Here is a 22404-nt window from a genome sequence, read left to right on the forward strand (position 1 = left end):
TGATAGCTTTCAATAGAGGTAATTATCACATTTGTCCGTATGATGGGTACAATTAAGCCATCATCTTTGAAGATATCATAAAATATATCGGAATAATTATAAATATGCTATTTTTAAAGGTATCACGATTATAAATAATCATCAAAATGAAACAATTTAAAATTGTAATCCTCTTGTTTACGCTGTATACCGCATCAGTAAAAAGTCAGCATTTAGAAGATTACAAACTGTGGTTAAAATATGGAAGGATTGAATCTAAAACGGTATTGCAATCATACGCGGATTTAGTATCGCAAGTTTATTTTCCCGCAGGTAATGAAGTTTTAGAAAATGCAAAAAATGAATTGGCCACTGCCCTACCCAATATGCTGGGCAAGCCGGTGGAGTTTTCTAAAAATTTGGCAGAAAGCACACTAATAATCGATCGGTATGACCAATTGCCCAATGCACTGCAAAAATTGATCAAAGAGGATGTAGATAATCTAAATGATGAAGGCTATGTAATAAAGACCGTTGCTTATAACGATAAAAACATATCCCTTGTCAGCGCCAAAACCAATATTGGAATTTTGTATGGCACTTTTAGATTGCTGAACCTTATGCAAATGAATGAGGATCTAGCAGGAGTTTCATTAGCGGATAGTCCTAAAATTGACTTAAGAATATTAAATCATTGGGACAATTTAGATCGTAGCGTAGAACGTGGATATGCCGGATTTTCGCTTTGGAACTGGCAAAAACTACCGGAATATATTGACCAACGCTACATAGATTATGCAAGGGCAAATGCTTCTGTTGGCATCAACGCTACAGTGCTTACCAATGTAAATGCCAATGCATTGGTATTGACCCCTATGTATTTGGAAAAAGTTGAGGCCCTGGCCAAAGTTTTTAGAGGATATGGCATAAAAGTATATTTGACCGCCAGATTTTCCGCACCAATAGAAATTGGAAATTTAAAAACCGCGGACCCCTTAAATGAAGAAGTTCAAAAATGGTGGTCCAATAAGGCAAAGGAGATTTATGCCCGTATACCCGATTTTGGCGGATTTCTGGTCAAGGCAAATTCAGAAGGGCAACCAGGTCCGCAAAATTATGGACGTAACCATGTTGATGGTGCAAATATGATGGCCACCGCACTAAAACCTTTTGGGGGAAATGTTATATGGAGGGCATTTGTATATTCTGAGCATGATGATACGGACAGGGCCAAACAAGCATATGATGAATTTTTACCCTATGACGGCAAATTTAAGGACAACGTTGTGGTACAGGTCAAGAACGGGGCCATTGACTTTCAACCTAGGGAGCCTTTTCACCCTTTGTTCGGTGCATTAAAGGAAACCCCTATTGCCATGGAATTTCAAATTACCCAAGAATATTTAGGTTTTAGTACGCATTTAGTATTTCTACCCAAATTATTCATAGAGGTCTTGGAGGCGGATACCTACCAAAAAGGGCCAGGTTCTACGGTAGCCAAGGTTGTGGATGGTAGCTTATATAACAACGCTATAAGTGCCATGGCCGGAGTGTCCAATATTGGAAATGACTTAAATTGGACGGGACACCCATTTGCCCAAGCCAATTGGTACGGATTTGGACGTCTAGCCTGGAATCCTTATTTAAGTGCCGATGAAATTGCGGAAGAATGGTTAAGGACTACCTACAGTAATGACAAAAAGTTTATAGAACCTATAAAGGAAATGATGCTCACTTCCCGTGAAGCTGTTGTAAACTATATGAATCCACTTGGCCTGCATCACATTTTTGACACCGGTCACCATTACGGACCTGGACCTTGGGTAGATAATTTGAGTAGACCGGACTGGAACCCCGTATATTATCACAAAGCGGACGAAAATGGTATTGGTTTTGACCGTACCGATACGGGTAGTAATGCTACCGAGCAATATGCACCGTTCTTGGAAAAGAAATTTAATGATCCAGCAACAACACCGGAAATGTTTTTATTATGGTTTCACCATCTGCCATGGGACTACAAACTTAAGAGCGGAAATAGTTTATGGGACGGCATAGCTTTAAAATATCAAAAAGGTGTTGACCAAGTTAGTACTATGAACGCTACATGGGAAAATGCAAAACCATTCTTAACAGCACATGAATATGAAGAAGTAAAAATGCTTTTACAGATTCAACTAAAGGAAGCAAAATGGTGGCGCAATGCGTGTTTGTTATATTTTCAGACTTTTTCAAAAAGGCCTTTACCAAAAGGAGTAGAACAACCTAATAAAAGTCTTGAAGAATACAGGTCCCTTAAATTTCCTTTTGCACCCGGTATTCGTCCACAGTGGAATTAGCAAAATAAATAGAGTAAAGATGTTGTAATATGAAAATACAAATTAGGTATATATTTAGCCTGTTAGGTTGCTTTTGTATGTTTATGGCAACAGGTCAGAATATTACGGATACCTATAACTTTTTCACTATTGACGAGGGTATTCCAAAAAGTGCAATTACAAAAATTGTACAAGATCATAATGGTCTAATTTGGATAGCCACCTATGGTGAAGGTCTTTATAAATATAACGGCACGGATTTAAAAGCGTATAAGCATCAGGTCAATGACAGTACCACCATCCAGAGCTCTATTGTCAATACCCTATTTCTAGATTCCAACAATCAAATTTGGGTAGGTACGGATGAAGGTCTGAGTATATACAATCCCACCTTCGACAATTTTTCAAGAATTCAGATTGTAAATCTTAAAGGAAAACTGAAGAAATCCCAAGTTTACTCCATTGGCGAGGATATTTCAGGTACCATATACGTTGGCACGCCCACCCACGGCCTTTACCAAGTGGATCCTAGTACATTTGACATACATATAGTACAGGAAGAATCCAATGGCAAAGGGTCAAAATCCGTAATTAACGCGTTAGTACCCTTACCAAATGGTAATATGTTGGTAGGTTCTAATTTAGGATTATACACCTATGACAAAAAACAAAATGAGCTTAAACAAAAAATGTTCTTGACCAAAAAAGGCAACCAGAGCATTACACACTCCATACAATCCCTTTTACTAGAACAGAACGGCGATATTTTGATAGGAACGTTTAAAAACGGATTGGTAAAGGTGAAACAAGAAACTACAGGGTACTTCACGATAGAAAAGTTTGGTTTTACGGATAAACGTATTTTCGATATTAAAGTATTAAAGGATAATACCATTCTGTGCGCCACGGAAAATGACGGTTTATTTTTGTTGGATGGGCTGGGCAATCCAATACAAAATTATACCTACAACAAATCTGAATACAATAGTATTCGTTCAAATTCCATCTGGTCTATTTTTGTCGATAACCAAGAACGTATTTGGCTTGGGTATTACAATAAAGGCATAGGGGTTTATGACAAGTTGTATGACAAATTTGAGAACATCCAAAGTCTTCCTTATAGCTCAAACTCCTTACAATCACCTTCTGTAACCGGCATTGTACAAACCAGTGATAACCATTTATACATTGCAATGGATGGTGGCGGCATAGATAAATATGACCAAGTCAATAATAAATTTTATCACCTTTCGGATAGTAAGAGCAGTGGTTACAAAGGATTTGAAAAATTAGATGTACAAACCTTATACCTGGATTCCAAGGAAAATCTATGGGCCGGCACATGGAGTTCCGGAATTTATTTCCTTCCCAAAGGAGAACGTACCTTTATAAATTACAATATAGAAACCACCAATGGTGGACTGACCTCCAATAGTATTACAAGTTTTGCGGAAGACGCTGAGGGTACGGTATGGATCGCTACATTTTTTGGCGGATTACATTCTTATGACCCAATTAACAAGGAGATAAAAAACCATACCAATACCTCGTTCAACACATCCTTGGGTATTGAGGGCCACATACGCACCTTAATGGTTGATCATAATGACAATATTTGGATCGGTGGCCCAAACGGTCTAGTTCGTACCAATGGATCTAATGAGGACAGTAAACTACAGTCCCTATTATTGAATTCCTTTTTATCCGAAAATCAAAATTTAACGGGCACAATAAATGTTAGGGCCCTATATGAGGACGAAGCAAAAAATATATGGGTAGGTACCTACGGCAAGGGACTATGCAAGATAAGCCCCCAAATCAACGAAGTGGTTTGGTATACTAAGGAAGATGGTCTTTTACTGGAAAATATATCATCTATCATAGAAGACAACAACCATAATATTTGGGTTAGTGGTGAAACGGGGTTGGCAATGTTGGAGACTAGCTCCGATCAATTTTCCAATTACAATAGGGAAGATGGACTATTGGCCAATAATTTTAATTATAACGCCGTTACCAAGGACCGGAACGGTATTTTGTATTTTGGCAATTACGAAGGGATAGATTATTTTCATCCAGACAATATTTTACATAATGAGACGATACCCAAGGTCTATTTTACAGATTTAAAATTATTCAATAAATCTGTCTCTCCAACGGCTAAGAATTCACCCATAAGCAAAAGTATAAATGAGGTTGAGCAGTTGACGTTAAAACCTAATCAATTTGTATTTACCCTAGAATTTGCCGCTATTAACTTTACAAGGGCAAATAATAATGAATATGCCTATTATTTGGAGGGTTTTGAGGATAATTGGAACTATGTTGGCAATACAAGAACGGCCACCTATACCAATTTATCACCAGGAGATTATGTATTTCATGTAAAAGCTTCAAATAATGACGGTGTTTGGACAGAAAGTCCATTATCATTGCCCATTACCGTACTAGCGCCTTGGTGGGCCACAAGATGGGCAATTTTAGGATATTTAATCTTGACCGTTGGTTTTGCGTTATTGCTCAATTGGTTTCTTCATAAAAGAATTGAGGAAAGACGCATGATAAAGTTTGAAAGGGCACAGCGCCAACAAGAAGAATTGTTGAACGAAAAAAAGATTCAGTTTTTTACAAATATATCCCATGAATTTAGAACGCCATTGACATTGATAATAAATCCAATAATGGATATTGTAGAAAATAGTCAATATAAACTGAATAAGGGACTAAAGGAAAAACATAGAATAATCTACAGGAATGCGCAACGGCTAAAAAATCTCATTGATGAATTAATGGATTTTAGAAAGTTGAATTTAAATAGGTTGACGCTAAACGCATCTAACATCAATGCCCATAAATTTGTCAAGGAAATTTCAGAACATTTTGAGGAAGAGGCTTTTGAAAAAAATATCTTGATGTCCATTGAGACAGATGATCGCGATACCGATTTCTGGGGAGATCCCGGTCTTTTGGAAAAAATACTCTTCAACTTACTCAGCAATGCGTTTAAGGCCACATCGGAAAATGGCGTAATTACCATTAGTGTCTATAAATGCAAAGAGAAAATTATATTTCCACTGATCAATGAAGTAGAACCCATCAATGCCTTAGAGATCAGCATAGAGGACACTGGCACAGGCATTAGTAAAGAGGACATTGGCCACATTTTTGAACGCTTTTATCAAGCTTCCGATAAAAACCAACAATATTATGGGGCAACAGGTACCGGTATTGGACTAGAACTGGTTCAAAGCTTTGTTCAGTTACATAAAGGAATTGTTGATGTGGAGAGTGAAGAAGGTCAAGGAACTAAATTTAAGTTGTTCTTTCCCTTGGGCAAAAACCATTTAAAAGCATCGGAATATACGCCCAACGTAACATTGGATACGGATATAATTTCTTCGAATAAACCTAATATTAATCTTGAAGCCTTTAATGATACCGTCTTACTTGGTACTGAAAAAGACAAAAAAACGGTACTAATAGTAGAGGACAATATAGAGTTAAGAAATTACCTTAAGAACAAATTACGTGCAGATTATATAGTTGTAGAGGCGGACAATGGCCATATTGGATTACAATTGGCCCTAAAAGGTATACCGGATATTATTATAACCGACATCATTATGCCGGAAATGGACGGTTTTGAATTTTGTAAAAAAATAAAGGATGATTTAAAGACCAGCCATATACCCGTACTTATGCTCACCGCCAAGGCAATGAGCAGTGAAAAAGTAAAAGGTATAGATGCCGGGGCAGATGCGTATTTGACCAAGCCTTTTGAAATGAAAGTATTACGGTCATACTTAAAACGATTAATTGAAAACAGGCAACAATTTCTTGAGCATAATATCAACGACAAGAACAAGATTACCTTGCTACAGAACACCACCAAAATAGACAAAACCTTTATGCAGAAGGTGTTGGACTATGTCAACGAGAATATTGGGGAAACGGACTTAAATGTAGAGCATTTGGCAGATGATATGTCATTGAGCAGAAGTCAGTTATATAGAAAAATTAAGGCGATTACGGGCATGACGGCCAATGAACTTATTAGAAAAATACGATTGGAACGAGCAAAGCAAATGATTGAAAACGGCAGTGAATCTATTAGTGAAGTTGGTTTCAAGGTAGGTTTTTCCTCTCCCTCCTATTTCAGCAAATGTTTTAAAAATGAATTTGGTATGCTCCCAACAGAATTGAAAACAATAAACGAATAAAACCCGCTAACTTAAAACATATCAATATTTTACGTTTTTGAAATTTACAGGAGCTATTTTTAGCAAATCAATTTTTTTTAGTTATGTTTTCTGTCGATGCAACAAGTTTATTATGCATTGCTTCAATTGTTACAATGACTTAGAAATGCAGAACGTACTTTTAAACACTTAAATAAACGAAAACTCAAGCTTAACCAATCAACATCATATGAAACAACTTTATAGTCCCTCTAATTTATGCAAATACGTTCTATTTTTTTGCTTAAGCACAGTATTGCTAAGTTGCAAGCAAGATCATCAACCAGAAAAAGTTGAAGTAGAACCAACCCTTAAAGAAGCGTACAAGAATTACTTTTTGATAGGTAGCGCAGTAAATGACAATCAAATTAGCGGTAAGGATAGTCTAGGTGTACAATTGATCAAGGAACAGTTTAATACCATTACTCCAGAAAATTCAATGAAATGGATGTATATGGAGCCGGCTCAAGGTGAATTTAATTTTGAAATGGCAGACCGTTATATCGATTTTAGCAAAAAAAATAATTTGGTTTTCATTGGCCACAATCTAGTTTGGCATAGTCAATTGGCTCCGTGGGTCAACGAGATTAAGGATAATGAGGAATTATCAAATAGTCTAAAGAACCACGTACAGACCATTGCATCTCGTTATAAGGGCAAAATACATGGTTGGGACGTGGTCAATGAAGCATTAAATGAGGATGGTACTTTACGAAACTCATTATTTCTGGAAAAATTAGGACCGGAATATTTGACCAATGCATTTAAATGGGCACAGGAAGCAGACCCTAATGCAGAGCTTTATTACAATGATTATAACATGACCAAGCCCAAAAAACGGGAAGGCGCCATTACATTGGTAAAGAACCTCAAGGAACAAGGAGCCAAGGTAGATGGTATTGGTATGCAGGCACATTGGAGCTTAGAGGGGCCGTCATTGCAGGAAATTGAAGAAAGTATTATTGCGTATTCAGAATTGGGCGTAAAGGTCATGATTACGGAATTGGATGTAACCGCATTACCAAACCCATGGGACTTGGAAGGGGCTGAAGTCAGTCAAAACTTTGAAGGAAGTGAATTTATGAATCCGTATACGGAACAACTACCGGATTCGGTATCCAACCAATTGGCAAAACGCTACCGGGATATTTTTGCATTGTTTAAAAAGCATCAAGATAAAATTAGCCGAGTTACATTTTGGGGCGTTAACGATGGACAGACATGGTTGAACAATTGGCCTATTGAGAACAGAACCAATTATCCACTTTTGTTTGACAGGCAGTTTAAACCAAAAGCAGCATACCATAGTGTCATTCAGGTGGCAAAAGACAGTACGCTATAATACTTACAACCAAACTCATCCTAAATGAACAACGAACATAAAGTATCCCTAAAAGAAAAGATTGGATATTCTTTAGGGGATTTATCCGCCAATCTGGTTTTCCAGACCTTAGTTACCTATCTAGCCTATTTTTATACGGACATCTACGGATTAGAAACCCAAGATGCTTCTTACATAATATTTTTGGTAGGTATGATTGCGGCATTTGCTTTTAATCCCATAGTAGGTGCATTGGCGGACAGGACCAGAAGTAAATGGGGAAAGTTTAGACCGTGGATTTTGTTTACCTCCATTCCGTTAGGTTTAGTGGCACTTTTAGCTTTCAGCACACCAGATTTTGATTATACGGGCAAAGTAGCCTATGCGGCCGTAACCTATACCCTACTACTTTTATTATATGCCGCCAATAATTTACCCTATGCCGCATTGAGCGGGGTAATAACCGGTAGTATGAAAGAACGCAACAGTATATCGTCCTATCGCTTTGTAGCTGTAATGTTCGCCCAGTTTTTTGTTCAGGTATTTATGCTGCCCATAATTGAATATGCAGGTAACGGTGATAAGGCCGTAGGTATTGAAAAGGTCATGACCTATTTGGCGATCATTGGTACCATTATGTTATTGATCACATTCTTTACAACAAAGGAGCGCGTAATACCTACCCCGGAGCAAAAATCAAGTTTGCGAGAGGATTTGGGTGATTTGATTAAAAATAGGCCATGGATCATAATGTTGGTATTGACCACATTAGTGTTTATTACCTTGGCCTTAAAGGGTGGCTCTTACGTTTATTATTTTGAAAATTATGTCGATGCCAATAGCTTAGCGGCATTTATAGGTCCGCTTCTCAATGGTTTAACCAATATTGGAGTCGATTTTTTTGGTGACAACCCCATATCGGCAGGATTTGGACTTTTCAATGCCGGTGGAATAATATTTATGATCGTAGGTATTTCCTTGTCCAAAGGGTTGGCAGATAGGTTTGGGAAACGTGATGTCTTTGGCGCTGCACTTTTTATATCTACCTTGTTCATTGCCATTTTCTATTTCTTTGCCCCTAACTCCGTAGAATTAATGTTTTTATCTCAAATATTACATGGTTTCTTCTATGGCATTACCATACCCCTATTATGGGCAATGATCGCCGACGTTGCAGATTATTCTGAATGGAAGAACAACCGCAGGGCTACCGCCATTATATTTTCTGCAATGATGATCGGTTTAAAATTGGGGTTGACCATTGGCAGTTCATTAGTTACATGGATACTTGGTCTTTATGATTATATCCCCAACAAATTTGGAAATTCAGAAACCATAATCCAACCCGACACAGCCATACAAGGCACTAAAATGTTGGTCAGCATTTATCCGTCAATTGCATTTTTCCTGGCCATTGCCCTATTGTTCCTATATGAAATAAATAAAAAGATGGAAGTTCAGATTGAACAAGATTTAATAACCAGAAGAAAAGCGTAAACTATGCCAGAAGAAAGTATTGACCATATTGACTTTGATGAATTAAATAAAAAAGCAATATCAAAACCTTTGGTCACCCATATTTATACCGCAGATCCATCTGCACACTATTTTGATGGGAAAATATATATTTACCCATCTCACGATATAGACGCAGGTGAAGCTTTTGATGACTTGGGAAGCCACTTTGCTATGGAAGATTATCACGTATTGTCCATGGATTCAATAGATGCAGAGGCCAAAGACAATGGCATAGCATTACATGTAAATGATGTACCATGGGCGGAACAGCAAATGTGGGCACCAGATGCAGCTAAAAAAGATGACAAATATTATCTGTTTTTTCCGGCAAAAGGGTATGATGGTATATTCAAGATCGGCGTAGCGGTGAGCGATAGTCCTATTGGGCCTTTTACACCCCAACCTAAAGCAATTGAAAATAGTTTTTCTATTGATCCGGCCGTTCTAGAAGATAATGATGGAAATTATTATATGTATTTTGGAGGCTTATGGGGAGGTCAATTACAACGTTGGCGCACTGGCGAATATAATGCTCAAAATCCGGATAGTCCAACAGCAAATTTACCGGAAGATAATGAACCGGCTCTACTCCCATTTGTTGCTAAATTAACCGATGACCTTTTGGAATTTGCAGAAAAACCAAAGGAAATAGAAATTTTAGATGAAGATGGTAATTTATTATTGGCCGGAGACAATAACAGGCGTTTTTTTGAAGCGGCATGGATGCATAAATACAAAGGAAAATATTACTTTTCCTATTCCACTGGAGATACGCATTTTATTTGTTACGCCATAGGGGATAATCCTTATGGTCCATTTACATATGGCGGCAGAATTTTAGAGCCTGTTGTTGGATGGACCTCCCATCATTCAATATGTCAGGTAGAAGACAAGTATTACTTATTTTACCATGACAGTAGCTTATCTAAGGGCGTAACGCATTTAAGATCCGTAAAAATGGTAGAAATTGAACATATGGAAGATGGGCATATAAAAACCATTTCCCCATACAAAAACATATAGATCAAAATAATCGTGAAATCTGCAAAAATCATACTAAGTCTCTTATTTGGCCTATTGTTCTCACCGGACACTATGGCCCAAGTAAGATTGCCCCAAATATTCAGGGATAGTATGGTATTGCAACGAAATGCTCCTATAAAAATATGGGGTTGGGCTTCCAATCATGAAGAAATTACACTAACCCTAAAAAATCACACTCGTAAAACAAAAGCTTCGGCCAGCGGTGAATGGGAAGTGGTTTTCCCCAAAATGAAGGCTGGCGGCCCATATAACCTTCAAATATCAGCTACTAACAACCTTACGGTACATAATATTTTAATTGGTGATGTATGGTTGGTTGCCGGACAATCCAATATGGAACATCAATTGTTCAGGCATGATGTTACCTATGCCAAAGAGATAAGAGAGGCCAACTTTCCCGAAATCAGACATTTTAAGGTACCAAGAAATACGGAATTGAACGGACCTAAAAACAATATGGACGGGGGTAAATGGGAAGTAGCCGTTACAAAGGAAATACCCAACTTTTCTGCGGTCGCCTATTTTTTTGCCAAGCAGGTTTATGACAAGTATGGCATTCCCATAGGATTGATAAATGCCAGTGTTGGGGGCACCCGCATAGAGGCTTGGACGAGCGAAAATGGTTTTCACAACAACCCTGACATTCTAAACACAATTGAAAGAAACAAGGACTCGGTTTATATAAATAGTTTAATAAAAAGGGACAAAGCCGCTAAAGATCAGACTGTAGAAACCACTATGGACCTAGGCATATCAGGTCCTATTCATTGGTATGACCCTAGTTACAAGCCATTAAACTGGCGTAAAATCAACATACCCGGTTATTGGGAAGACCAAGGCATCAAAGATTTAAATGGCACGGTGTGGTATAGGAAGGAAATTAAGGTACCACAATCTATGGCAGAAGCGGAGGCTAAGCTATTTTTAGGAAGAATTGTAGATGCAGACCAAGTTTATTTAAATGGTACCAAAATAGGACAGACTTCGTACCAATATCCACAACGTCAATACTCCATTCCCAGTAATCTTTTGATAACTGGTAAAAATACATTGGTCGTAAAGGTTACCAATTACAACGGTAAAGGAGGCTTTGTGCCAGATAAACCATATTTCATTTCTTCAGAAAAAGACACTGTAGGTATTAAAGGATATTGGGAGTATAAAGTAGGTGAAGTATTTGCACCAAAGAACACGCCAAACGGCACAATATTCAATGCCCAAAACGAGCCTACCGCATTGTACAATGCAATGGTGGCTCCATACACCCAACTTGCACTCACGGGCGTATTATGGTATCAAGGGGAAAGCAATTCCGGTGAACCGGAAAAATATGCCCAATTATTACAAGGATTAATCATAGATTGGAGAAACCAGTTTGAACTACCCAATTTACCCTTTATATATGCGCAACTACCCAATTTTATGGATGTTAATTATCTACCGGAAGAAAGTAAATGGGCCGAGTTCAGACATGCGCAATCAAACGCATTGCAAATAGCAAATACAGCTATGACCGTTAATATAGATTTAGGGGAATGGAACGATATACATCCTGAAAACAAAAAAGATGTTGGGGAGCGTATGGCCTTGGCCGCGTTTAAATTGGCCTATAATGAAGACGTTGTTTTTTCAGGACCCCTATATAATGGCCATACTATTGAAAACAATAAGATCCTTCTTTCCTTTTCATATACAGGTAGTGGATTAATTACTGTAGATGGCGGTGCGCCGGCCCAATTTGCCATTGCCGGGGAGGATAAAAAATTTGTATGGGCCAATGCCAAAATTGAAGACAATAAGGTCATTGTATGGCATAATGACATAAGTGCTCCAAAATACGTGCGCTATGCATGGTCAGATAACCCAGATAACGCAAATCTTTATAACAAGGAAGGCTTACCAGCTTCACCATTTACTACGGAATAGAATTCTTAGAATTCTATAGGCACAGTTTACTATACACTTAACCACCTGATTTATTTTTCATTATAATTGCAAGGTCAATTTATTATAGTATTTTGATAGGCTAGATACCATTATTAACCCATTTCCATTTTAAAAAATTACATTGCAAATAGTACTAAACCATACATGTTAATGAAGATTGCCGTATTATCCCAAAACCCCAACCTATATTCCACCAAACGCTTAATCGAAGCAGGAATGAACAAAGGCCATGAAATGCATATCATAGACCATTCTAAATGTGATTTGATCATAGAGAAAAAAAGACCAGGTCTTATATACCAAGGAAAGGAACTGGAGGGTTTTGATGGGGTCATACCACGTATAGGAGCTTCCATAACTTTTTATGGAACGGCCGTTGTTCGCCAATTTGAAATGATGAAAGTCTTCAGTTCCGTAGAATCCCAGGCATTGGTTCGTTCAAGGGATAAATTAAGAAGTTTACAAATTTTATCAAGAGCCGGTCTAGGATTGCCTAAAACCATATTTAGCAATTATTCAAAAAATGTAGGTGCCATCATTGACAAGGCCGGTGGTGCCCCAGTAGTCATAAAATTATTGGAGGGGACCCAAGGTCTAGGTGTGGTGCTAGCGGATAACCGCAATTCCGCAGAATCTATTCTCGAGGCTTTCAACGGTCTTCAGGCAAGGGTCATTGTACAAGAATTTATAAAAGAGGCAAAAGGGGCAGATATTCGTGCTTTTGTAATAGATGGTGTCGTAGTAGGCTCAATGAAACGACAGGGCAAGGAAGGTGAATTTAGATCAAACCTTCATCGTGGAGGTTCAGCCCAAATTATTGAACTGACGGACGAAGAGGAAAATGCAGCTATAAAAGCTGCAAAATGCCTAGGATTGGGCGTTGCCGGTGTAGATATGTTACAATCTGACCGAGGTCCCTTAATTTTGGAGGTAAATTCATCACCAGGTCTAGAAGGTATTGAGGCCGCCACAGGAAAAAATATTGCAGGTAAAATTATAAAGTACGTAGAAAGAAATGTCGATTAAAAAACATAAGGTCCTAGGACAGCGTATTGAAAAAGGAAAAGGAGCCCAACTAAGTTTGGATATCGCAAAATTACATACGAGGACAAAGATAGAGGTCCCCGTAATTATAGAACGTGGAAAAAAGGACGGCCCTACACTATTGATAACGGGCGGAATTCATGGCAATGAGATAAACGGTGTTGAAATTGTTCGCCAAATCGTTTCAAAAAAGTATAACCGGCCAACCTACGGTATGGTCATTTGTATTCCGGTAGTGAATATTTTTGGATTTTTGAACCAGACAAGACAATTTCCTGACGGGAGAGATCTTAACCGGGTTTTTCCCGGTAGTTTAAGAGGCTCCCTGGCAAGTAGGTTCGCCTATCATTTGGTGAAGGACATAGCACCTATAATAGATTGTTGTATAGATTTCCATACTGGTGGTGATAGCCGTTTCAATGCCCCACAAATACGGATAGACAAGGATGATGAGGACGGTTTGGCCCTGGCAAAGGAATTTGGAGCAGAATTTATAGTAAAATCCGCAGGTAGGGAAAAATCGTTCAGGGAAACTTTACACAAACTGAAGAAAAAAGTTTTGTTATACGAAGGAGGAAAATCGCTCCATATTGATAAGGAAATCACCAACACCGGTATAGTGGGTGCTTTACGCATAATGCAACATTTAGGAATGCGTAATTTTGATGATGAAATTTCGCAATTATCCACAAAACCGGTAACCCCAAAATTGGTAAATGCCTCTAAATGGATACGGGCAAAACATTCCGGCATGTTTCATCCAATCGTAAAAGTTGGAGAGAAAGTTTCCAAAGGTGCCGAACTGGGAAGTATTTCAGGGCCTTTTGGATATTTTGAACGAAAGATAAAAGCAACGGAAAATAGCTATATCCTATGCATCAACCAATCTCCGATCGTAAATCAAGGAGATGCCATATTGCACATTGCCCATGATGTGGAATAACGTCTAAAAAACGCGTATACCGGCTATTTTCATATCATCCATTTTCATAAATTAGATTTAAAGATCCCCTAAAATTAAAATACACTAAAAGACTGATTACCCATGTATTAGGGTACATAAAAAACCTATTCCTATCATGAATGAAATAGAACAAACCCTAACACTTAAAAATGTGCGTCCAACGGCAATGCGCATTCTTATCTATAAATATATGGCAGAAAAAAAATCTGCCCTTGCATTGACAGATATAGAAAATGCCTTTGAAAAAGCTGAACGTACTACCCTATACCGTACCCTTAAAACATTTGAGGAAAATGGTATAGTACATCAAATAGATGATGGCACCCATGTTTCTAAATTTGCACTTTGTGAACCTGGTTGCAACTGTGAAATTGACCAAGATCTTCATTTACATTTTCACTGCAGCCAATGCGATACAACGATTTGCCTGACCGAGCATAAAATACCCCATATTAATTTACCAAAAGGTTACATTGCAGAAGATGTGAATTTGGTAATAAAGGGAGTCTGCGAAAATTGCAGCACGCATTAATTGCACTACTGTTGCATTCATAATTTATGGAACTTGCGATAATTATGAAGCATCAAAAGAACAAAGAGTTAGAAAAGAATACCATAAATCCCAGTACATGCGCGCATTGTCATGATGACCATAAAAATGACCTAAACGACAATGATACAAATAGACTTAAAGTCTATATACCAGCTATATTTAGCTTTTCCTTGCTGGTACTGGGAATAATCTTGGATTACAACCAGATTTTATTTAGGAATGGGTGGATCCGTCCATTATGGTATATCATAGCATATATACCCGTTGGTCTACCAGTATTAAAAGCCGGTTGGGAAAGTATTCAAAAAGGGGATTTTTTCACTGAATTCTTTTTGATGGGCATTGCAACCATTGGCGCCTTTGCAATTGGTGAATACCCAGAAGCTGTAGCTGTAATGCTATTTTATGCCGTAGGGGAACTTTTTCAAGGCGCAGCGGTCAAAAAGGCAAAAGGCGATATTAGGGCACTATTGGAGGTAAGACCAAAATTAGCTACGGTACTCCGTAATAATGAATATATTGGCGTAGCCCCGGAATCCGTATCCATCGGGGAGGTAATTCAAGTTCGCGCAGGAGAACAAATACCGTTGGATGGTATACTGCTTTCCGCAAAAGGCTCTATGAACAAATCTGCGTTGACAGGAGAAAGCAAACCAGATTCGGTAAAGAAAGGGGAAAGCGTATTTGCAGGAAGCATCAATTTAGACGGGGTCATAGAGGTTGAAACCACTAAAGCCTTCAAGGATAGCTCCATAGCCCGTATTATAGAAATGGTTCAAAATGCAACTGCCCGCAAATCCAAAACAGAACTGTTCATACGTAAATTTGCGCGCATTTACACACCTATTGTAGTTTTTCTGGCAATAGGCCTAACCTTTATACCCTATTTTTTTGTTCAAGACTATGTATTCAGCACATGGTTATATAGGGCATTGATTTTTCTAGTGATTTCATGCCCTTGTGCGTTGGTCATTTCAATTCCCCTTGGATATTTTGGCGGTTTGGGAGCAGCTTCCCGTAACGGAATTCTTTTTAAAGGCGCCTCCTTTTTAGATAGCATGACCAAAGTGAATACTGTAGTCATGGATAAAACAGGTACGGTAACCAAAGGGGTATTTAAAGTTCGTGATCTTGTTACAGATCAGATCATTACAGAGGCCGATTTCATGAACTACTTGATCGCTATAGAAAGTAAATCTACCCACCCCATAGCAAAGGCAATTATAGCGTACAATACAGAAGCCAATAAATATACCGCAACTGGTGTCGTAGAAATTCCGGGCAAAGGACTTAGGGGCAATGTAAATGGCAAAATAGTTTTGGCAGGGAACAAAGCTTTGATGACGGCCCATGATATTAAAGTACCAACAACTACCGATCAAATTGTGGAAACCATCATTATGGTTGCGATTGACGGAAAATTTGCCGGCTATATTACCATTGCCGACGAACTTAAGGATGATGCCCACCAAGCAATAAAACAAATACGTGATGCCGGAGTTAAAAAGATTATTATGCTTTCTGGGGACAAAGACCAGATCACCCAAAAAATAGCCGTTGAATTGGGTCTGGATTGGGCATTGGGCGGTCTCTTACCGGAAGATAAGCTTCGCGAAGTCGAGAAATTGCAAAAAGACCCGCATGTTAATGTTGCTTTTGTAGGAGATGGGATAAATGATGCTCCGGTACTGGCCATCAGTGATGTAGGTATTGCCATGGGTGGGCTAGGTAGTGATGTTGCAATAGAAACAGCGGATATTATCATACAAACAGACCAACCTTCAAAAATTGCAAGGGCCATTAAAATAGGAAACTCTACCCGAGCGATCGTTTGGCAGAATATTGTGTTGGCATTTGGTGTAAAAGTACTTGTATTGGCATTAGGTGCCGGTGGTCTAGCAACAATGTGGGAAGCTGTTTTTGCCGATGTAGGCGTTGCTTTACTTGCAATTTTAAATGCCGTAAGACTTCAAAGGATGAATTTGGATTAATTAGATTTACGAGAAATTCGTTAATACATATTTATCAAAAGTATTTTTGATAAATGAAACAATTGGTACAGGTATTGTATTTGGAAAACTTAAAATTAATAACAGTCTGTCTTTATAAGCCCTTTATTTTGCAGTTCCTCAATAGTAAGGGTAGTATTTTCAATCAATATAGTTTCCAACACATCGAGTACCTCATGCTGCATGGCTAAAGAACCGCAAATCATGACCGTGCCATCATTAGTTAAAGTATGCAACACAACATTTTGTTGTTCACGGACCAAATCTTGAACGTACCGTTTTTCATCTTCCCGGGAGAAACATGGCATGAAAGAAATTTTTTCGTTCGTTGTAATAATCCCATTTAAGAAATTCTCGTAGATTAAACTAGAATTCCGCGTTCGCCCTCCCCAGAACAATGCAATTTGCTTCTGTCTAGTATGTTGTAGCATACCTAAAAAAGGAGCTATGCCCGTACCATTGGCAATTAATATGGCCATGGCCGATTTTTCAGGAAAATGAAAATGCGCATTAACATCTATTGCAGCTTCTATAACGTCCCCTACTTCCAGTGCATATAAATAATTGGATCCACGACCCATTTCATGTTTTTTAACACTAAGTAATACTTCATCATTGATTTTGGCAATGGAATATTGACGTACCAGACCCGATTCATCTGGAAATACAGCCAACAGATCACCAGAAGTGAAGGTTATTTTTTGTTTTGGCCTAAATTTCAGCAAAAAGGTGTCATCCACATTAAGGCCCGTACGTTCAGTTAGCTCGAACGGGATTTTTACACGTTCTACCTCCTTAATGTAAGTATGTTCCAAAGAAATTTTTAAACCTTGACGATTACCCCATTGATCTACCCAATTGGCAAGGGTTTCATGATTTGCACTGTCTACCTTACACAAAGGCATAACCGGAGTAAAATTTGAATCTGCCTGTAACAATGCATCAATCTGGATTGCAAACTTGCAATAATCCGGGTATTCCAAGGATCCAAAACCAATTACCGCATATGAGATTGTATTAGGTTGCTTGATGTTAGAAAACAAGGTCGAAAACTTTCTGGCATTGGTAGGTGGCTCACCCTCACCATAAGTAGCTGTACAGATAATCATATGTGTTGCACGCGCGTAAGTGGTATATTTATTTAATTCGGCCAGATACACTTTCTTTCCGGTTTTACTTAATCCATCATAGAAACGTTGGGCAAAATCAAAGGTTGTTCCGGTTTCGGAACCCACCAGAATAATATATTCACATTCATCTTTATTAGGCATTTTTATGCTGACCTTTCCTTTTTTCCTTCGTTTTAAAGTCATTACGAAACCAGAATACATAAAAAACAGAATAGAAGCACTTGCCAATAATAAAATAATGGACCACAGTACATTGCCCTCACCGGTATGCAAGACCAGACTCAATCTGGAAGCCAGTACGGTAAAAGGATAATTGATACTGGTCACAATAGCTCCCGTCTGCTGATTTACTTGTATCTCCCTATCGGACAACGCTATTCTATAGTAATCCTCAGGATCGTCAGAAAAAGGAAATTCTACTTGCCGTACATCGTCCAAAGTGGTTTCCTTAAAAAATGGCACGTCCTGTATATCAGCAAAGACCTCAGCACTATGGTCAACATCCATTTCTTGGGGTACTTCTATACTATCTGGAAGCAGATCAAACTTTTCTGCGGATAGATAGACCCCGGTTATGGATAAAATAATAATGGGTATTAGAAACCACCTACTTAAGATTACGTGATAACGAAGTTCAAAATAATCTTTTTGAACCTTGTTAAATATTTTTTTGAACCCACCTTGGCGTTTGGCAAGTAAAACCAAGCCGGTGACCACTATAATAAACAATAATAAGGATATCAATCCTACAAAAAATCGGCCAACGCTTTTTAGAAACAAGGAACGGTGCAAATTGGTAGCAAATGTATAGATATAGGGCCGCTCCTCTACTTCCCCTAACTTTCCTCCTGTTTTTGGATCAATATAAATATCCAATGTCTCCAAATCCATTGTCAATACCTGTGCCTTAACAAAACCGGAAGATTCCACCTCCAGGCCAAGCACCTCATCATAGTTTTGTTTCAATGCATTTATGGCGACTCCTAATGGCACATCTTCCAAATCATGAACGGCATACCCCTTGGTCTGATATGTTATAGGCTCCACAGCCAGAATAACACCGGTAACCGCAGCAACCAGCAAGAACAAAGAAGATACAAGGGCAAGAACTAGGTGACTATAGCGCCAAATGGAAATGGTCATAGAAATATAAAAATAACGTAAACGGAAACCTTCAAGAAGGGCTTATATTATGGATTAAATGTAAGTAAGTAGTATAATCTAAATGTTCTGGAATATCGGTCTACGGACATCCCAGAACATTTAATTCAACATAAACACTAACACTATTGAGGTAACATTCTTACATAGCGGATAAATCCTTTGCCTTCTACTTTCGCCTTAAGGTTTTCTGAAGTCAGCTCAAATTGGATATCGTCCGCAAAATAGCCTTTATCCTCCACAGAAGTTTCAAATCGTATACTATACCCGTTATCTATTTTATCCTTTGGAATCTGTAGTACGGACAAGGTACGTTCACCACCACTAATGGTCTCCCCTGAAATAGCATCGATATTTGGCCTACTCTTACCGTAGAATTTCCACCATTCCGTAATCTCGCTGTACCATTCACTATCTTTACCTATTACATATAAAGTCTCCTCATAATTGGCTTTATCATTAACAATGGAAACAACTATATACGCTCCTTCACCACTGTAATTGGTCAATTGAATTAAGCATTTAACAGGTTGTTTGTCTACTGTGGTAAATGCCGTTAACAATGACCCTACCAATAGTATTGCCGGTATAAATTTGATTAATTTTTTCATTTATTACTCTATTCTATATTTAACTAATTGATGTGTGATCCATCATCAATTCTATATACTATTTACGATTACCCTTAAAGGCAAAATTACTTTAAGAAATTTAATGAAGTCTGTCCTTTGGCCAACACTTCGTTTTCACTTGCCAAATCATAGACCGTTTCTTCAAAATCGGTCGTTATTTTGGTATCCGCTCCCTTGGACACTAAATATTTGAGCATACGATCATTTTCCGCCTTCATCGCCGCCAAATGCAAAGCGGTCAATCCCTCGTTATTTTTAGCATTAATAGCAATGTTAAAACTATCCAGTTTTTTCAACAATTCCAGGTCATTGTTTTTAGCTGCAATATGAAGTAAGGTATTATTTCCCGCCTGTACGGTATTGAAAGCAACACCCTGCTCTTTTAACGATTGTAGTTTAGCATCAAAATTTTGAGGTTTTCTGGAGTTATGGGAAGCTGCCAAATAATAAGCCAATGAATTGCCCTCAGCATCTTTGACCGATGCATCTGCACCATTTTTCAGTAAATAGTCTACTACATTTGGATTATTATTTTCTACTGCAAGCATTAATGCTGTTTGACCATCATTATTGGCCAAATTATAGTTTTTGACATTTTCACCTAAAAGTTCAACAATAGCCAAATCGTTACGAGAAGCTGCATTTAAAAACGGAGTATTTCCCATTTCATCCTTTTGATTGACATTGACACCAGCAGCTAGAAAAAATTTAAAGATATCTACATCCTTATTACCAGCTGCCAATCTATGTAATGGCGTAGTTCCCGTTTTGGTCACCACATTGGGTTCCAATCCTAAGCTTTTCAAATATTCATACACCGGTAACGGGTTGCTATAGCCTCTTCCACCCTGGGTAGCGAACAAGAAAGCATTGCCCCCTTCCTTATTCAAACTTTTATAGTCCACACCTTTTGAGACCAATAATTTCAGAAAATCAATATTTCCCTTTTTAACGGCATAGTTAAAAATACCGTTACCGTCATCGTCTTTACTTTCAAGCGCTAGCCCTTTAGACAAAAAGAAATTTAGTTCTTCTTCATTTTTAATAGAAGGTGCAGCCATTAACAATAAGTTGGCGCCGTGATCATTCTTTTCTTTGGCAAGATCAACTCCTTTACCTTCAAAAGCATTATAAATTGCAGGGTTGGTCAATCCGGCATTTGCCGCAAAGGCCAATGGAGTAAATTGATGACTATCCAATGCCGTTACGGATGAACCTTGCTCCAATAAATAGTTGACCACCTCTTCATTACCTGCATAACCGGCCCAATGAAGATATATACGACTATCATGTGTTTTTTTATCCACGGCATTACCGTCCAATGATAACAGATAGGCTATGACATCTACACTGGCCTTACCCATTAAGGCAAAGGTAGTTGCATCAAAGGCATTATTATTACTTGCTACGGGATCGTTACCCTCCGCTATTTTTTGTTTTACGATTGCAACGGAAGGGTTGCTCTTCCAAAACCCACGGTCATGCAATTCATTTTTTTGTTGGGCCGTAACAACGGTACCCAGAAATAAGGCGACTAAGGATAGATTCTTAATTACTTTCATTTTAAAATATTTAGTTCTTTACAAATGATTCTATTACTTGGTTAATTTTAGCTTGGTCCTCATATCCTTCATCAAAAAGATATTTATACAATACTTTATGGTCAACTTTCTCCGCTAAGGTCAAGTCTTTGTTCCTACCGTATACTTGATCCCATTTTGTACGTACCAAAGCCCATTTATCTGCATTTTTCTTCCACCAATTAGCCGCTGCGGCACATTGCCCATCATCTACCTTAACATAGGTGTTATACCCTTTTTCCTTAGCCAAAACAATATCTTCCTTGCCTGGCTCACGAATAACCTTGGCATTGTCCTGATCGTGCAACCAGCCGTATTCCGTAATTTCCTGTCTATTACCACGAACAGTCAAATTATAATCACTTCTAGTGGTATATTCCCTTCTTGGCAATGGCGCATCTGCAGTATTCTCCCAAAAACTTTTGCCGTCAACATGTACCCAAGATGACGAACCCTCATATCGTGGACTATCATCAACTTGATATACTTTTTGGGTCCATTGACCCTTTACCTTATCGGCAGGCAAATTAGTATAGGACCACGTATTGTTTGCATTATATGTGTAGAGGTCCGTATTCTGGTAAAGCCAATCTTGTCTCCAATGCTTAACTATGTGTGGGGCCGATGGGTCGCCGACCTGAAGCAAATGCTGAATTGAAATCTTATCATCCTCATCAACAATTAATTGTGCCCATTCCAAACCTTTATCAACTTTTGTTTTTGATGGTTTATAAAGGGAATCATTACTATAATGAAAGGTTTCCGCAAAATTAAAAGTTACCTCATAGCAGCCGCACATACTCTTGATTGCATTAATGTCCTGTTTCTTTTTCTGCTTTTGCGCTATTATTGGTCCCGATACGAACAGGACGATAAGGAAATATAAAGGTGTTTTCATTGGTTGAATTTTTCTCATATAAAGTTCATGGACAAAAATAACTATTTTTATTTATTCTAAATAAGAAT

The 22404-nt window shown here is 38.2% G+C and carries 14 protein-coding genes; 10 read left to right on the forward strand and 4 right to left on the reverse strand.

The window, feature by feature from the left end:
• Positions 1–146 precede the first annotated feature (146 nt).
• The 10 genes from CHB68_RS13240 (at position 147) to CHB68_RS13285 (ending at position 16917) form a co-directional block, all read left to right on the forward strand.
• The gene (locus CHB68_RS13240) at positions 147–2318 is read left to right on the forward strand and encodes an alpha-glucuronidase family glycosyl hydrolase (RefSeq protein WP_089261415.1); all 2172 of its coding nucleotides are present in this window, start codon (positions 147–149) and stop codon (positions 2316–2318) included.
• A 29-nt stretch (positions 2319–2347) separates the two neighbouring features.
• Positions 2348–6517: a two-component regulator propeller domain-containing protein gene (locus CHB68_RS13245; protein ID WP_089261417.1), complete on the forward strand. Its 4170-nt coding sequence runs from the start codon at positions 2348–2350 to the stop codon at positions 6515–6517.
• Between the two features lie 208 nt (positions 6518–6725).
• Positions 6726–7877 carry an endo-1,4-beta-xylanase gene (locus CHB68_RS13250; RefSeq protein ID WP_089261419.1) on the forward strand — a complete coding sequence of 384 codons (1152 nt, stop codon included), beginning with the start codon at positions 6726–6728 and terminating at the stop codon, positions 7875–7877.
• 24 nt (positions 7878–7901) lie between these two features.
• Positions 7902–9353 (forward strand): MFS transporter, encoded by a 1452-nt coding sequence (locus CHB68_RS13255; RefSeq protein WP_089261421.1) that lies wholly within the window; start codon positions 7902–7904, stop codon positions 9351–9353.
• A 3-nt stretch (positions 9354–9356) separates the two neighbouring features.
• On the forward strand, positions 9357–10397 hold the full coding sequence (locus CHB68_RS13260) for a glycoside hydrolase family 43 protein (protein ID WP_089261423.1): 1041 nt from the start codon (positions 9357–9359) through the stop codon (positions 10395–10397).
• A 12-nt stretch (positions 10398–10409) separates the two neighbouring features.
• Positions 10410–12344 (forward strand): sialate O-acetylesterase, encoded by a 1935-nt coding sequence (locus CHB68_RS13265; RefSeq protein ID WP_218822507.1) that lies wholly within the window; start codon positions 10410–10412, stop codon positions 12342–12344.
• Positions 12345–12515: 171 nt separating this feature from the next.
• Positions 12516–13391, forward strand: a complete 876-nt coding sequence (gene rimK, locus CHB68_RS13270) for a 30S ribosomal protein S6--L-glutamate ligase (protein WP_089261621.1) — start codon at positions 12516–12518, stop codon at positions 13389–13391.
• A complete protein-coding gene (locus CHB68_RS13275) occupies positions 13381–14352 on the forward strand; it encodes a succinylglutamate desuccinylase/aspartoacylase family protein (RefSeq protein ID WP_089261428.1) in 972 nt (323 codons plus the stop codon). Before rimK ends, CHB68_RS13275 begins: the two co-directional genes overlap by 11 nt.
• 136 nt (positions 14353–14488) lie before the next feature.
• Complete coding sequence (locus tag CHB68_RS13280) at positions 14489–14905, forward strand: Fur family transcriptional regulator (RefSeq protein ID WP_089261430.1); 417 nt, start codon at positions 14489–14491, stop codon at positions 14903–14905.
• A 44-nt stretch (positions 14906–14949) separates the two neighbouring features.
• Positions 14950–16917, forward strand: coding sequence for a heavy metal translocating P-type ATPase (locus tag CHB68_RS13285; protein WP_089261432.1), 1968 nt, complete (start codon positions 14950–14952; stop codon positions 16915–16917).
• A 95-nt stretch (positions 16918–17012) separates the two neighbouring features.
• On the opposite strand, the gene CHB68_RS13290 is transcribed toward CHB68_RS13285, so the two are convergent.
• From CHB68_RS13290 to CHB68_RS13305, 4 genes are all read right to left on the reverse strand, one after another.
• Entirely contained in the window at positions 17013–19208 is a 2196-nt protein-coding gene (locus CHB68_RS13290) for a PepSY domain-containing protein (protein ID WP_089261434.1), read from the reverse strand.
• 143 nt (positions 19209–19351) lie between these two features.
• The gene (locus CHB68_RS13295; protein ID WP_089261436.1) at positions 19352–19837 is read right to left on the reverse strand and encodes a DUF2271 domain-containing protein; all 486 of its coding nucleotides are present in this window, start codon (positions 19835–19837) and stop codon (positions 19352–19354) included.
• An 86-nt stretch (positions 19838–19923) separates the two neighbouring features.
• Entirely contained in the window at positions 19924–21420 is a 1497-nt protein-coding gene (locus tag CHB68_RS13300; RefSeq protein ID WP_089261438.1) for an ankyrin repeat domain-containing protein, read from the reverse strand.
• A 10-nt stretch (positions 21421–21430) separates the two neighbouring features.
• Positions 21431–22336 carry a DUF6607 family protein gene (locus CHB68_RS13305; RefSeq protein ID WP_089261623.1) on the reverse strand — a complete coding sequence of 302 codons (906 nt, stop codon included), beginning with the start codon at positions 22334–22336 and terminating at the stop codon, positions 21431–21433.
• Positions 22337–22404: the final 68 nt, after the last annotated feature.

This window comes from Maribacter sedimenticola (assembly GCF_900188415.1).
In the GTDB taxonomy this organism is placed as follows: Bacteria; Bacteroidota; Bacteroidia; order Flavobacteriales; family Flavobacteriaceae; genus Maribacter; species Maribacter sedimenticola.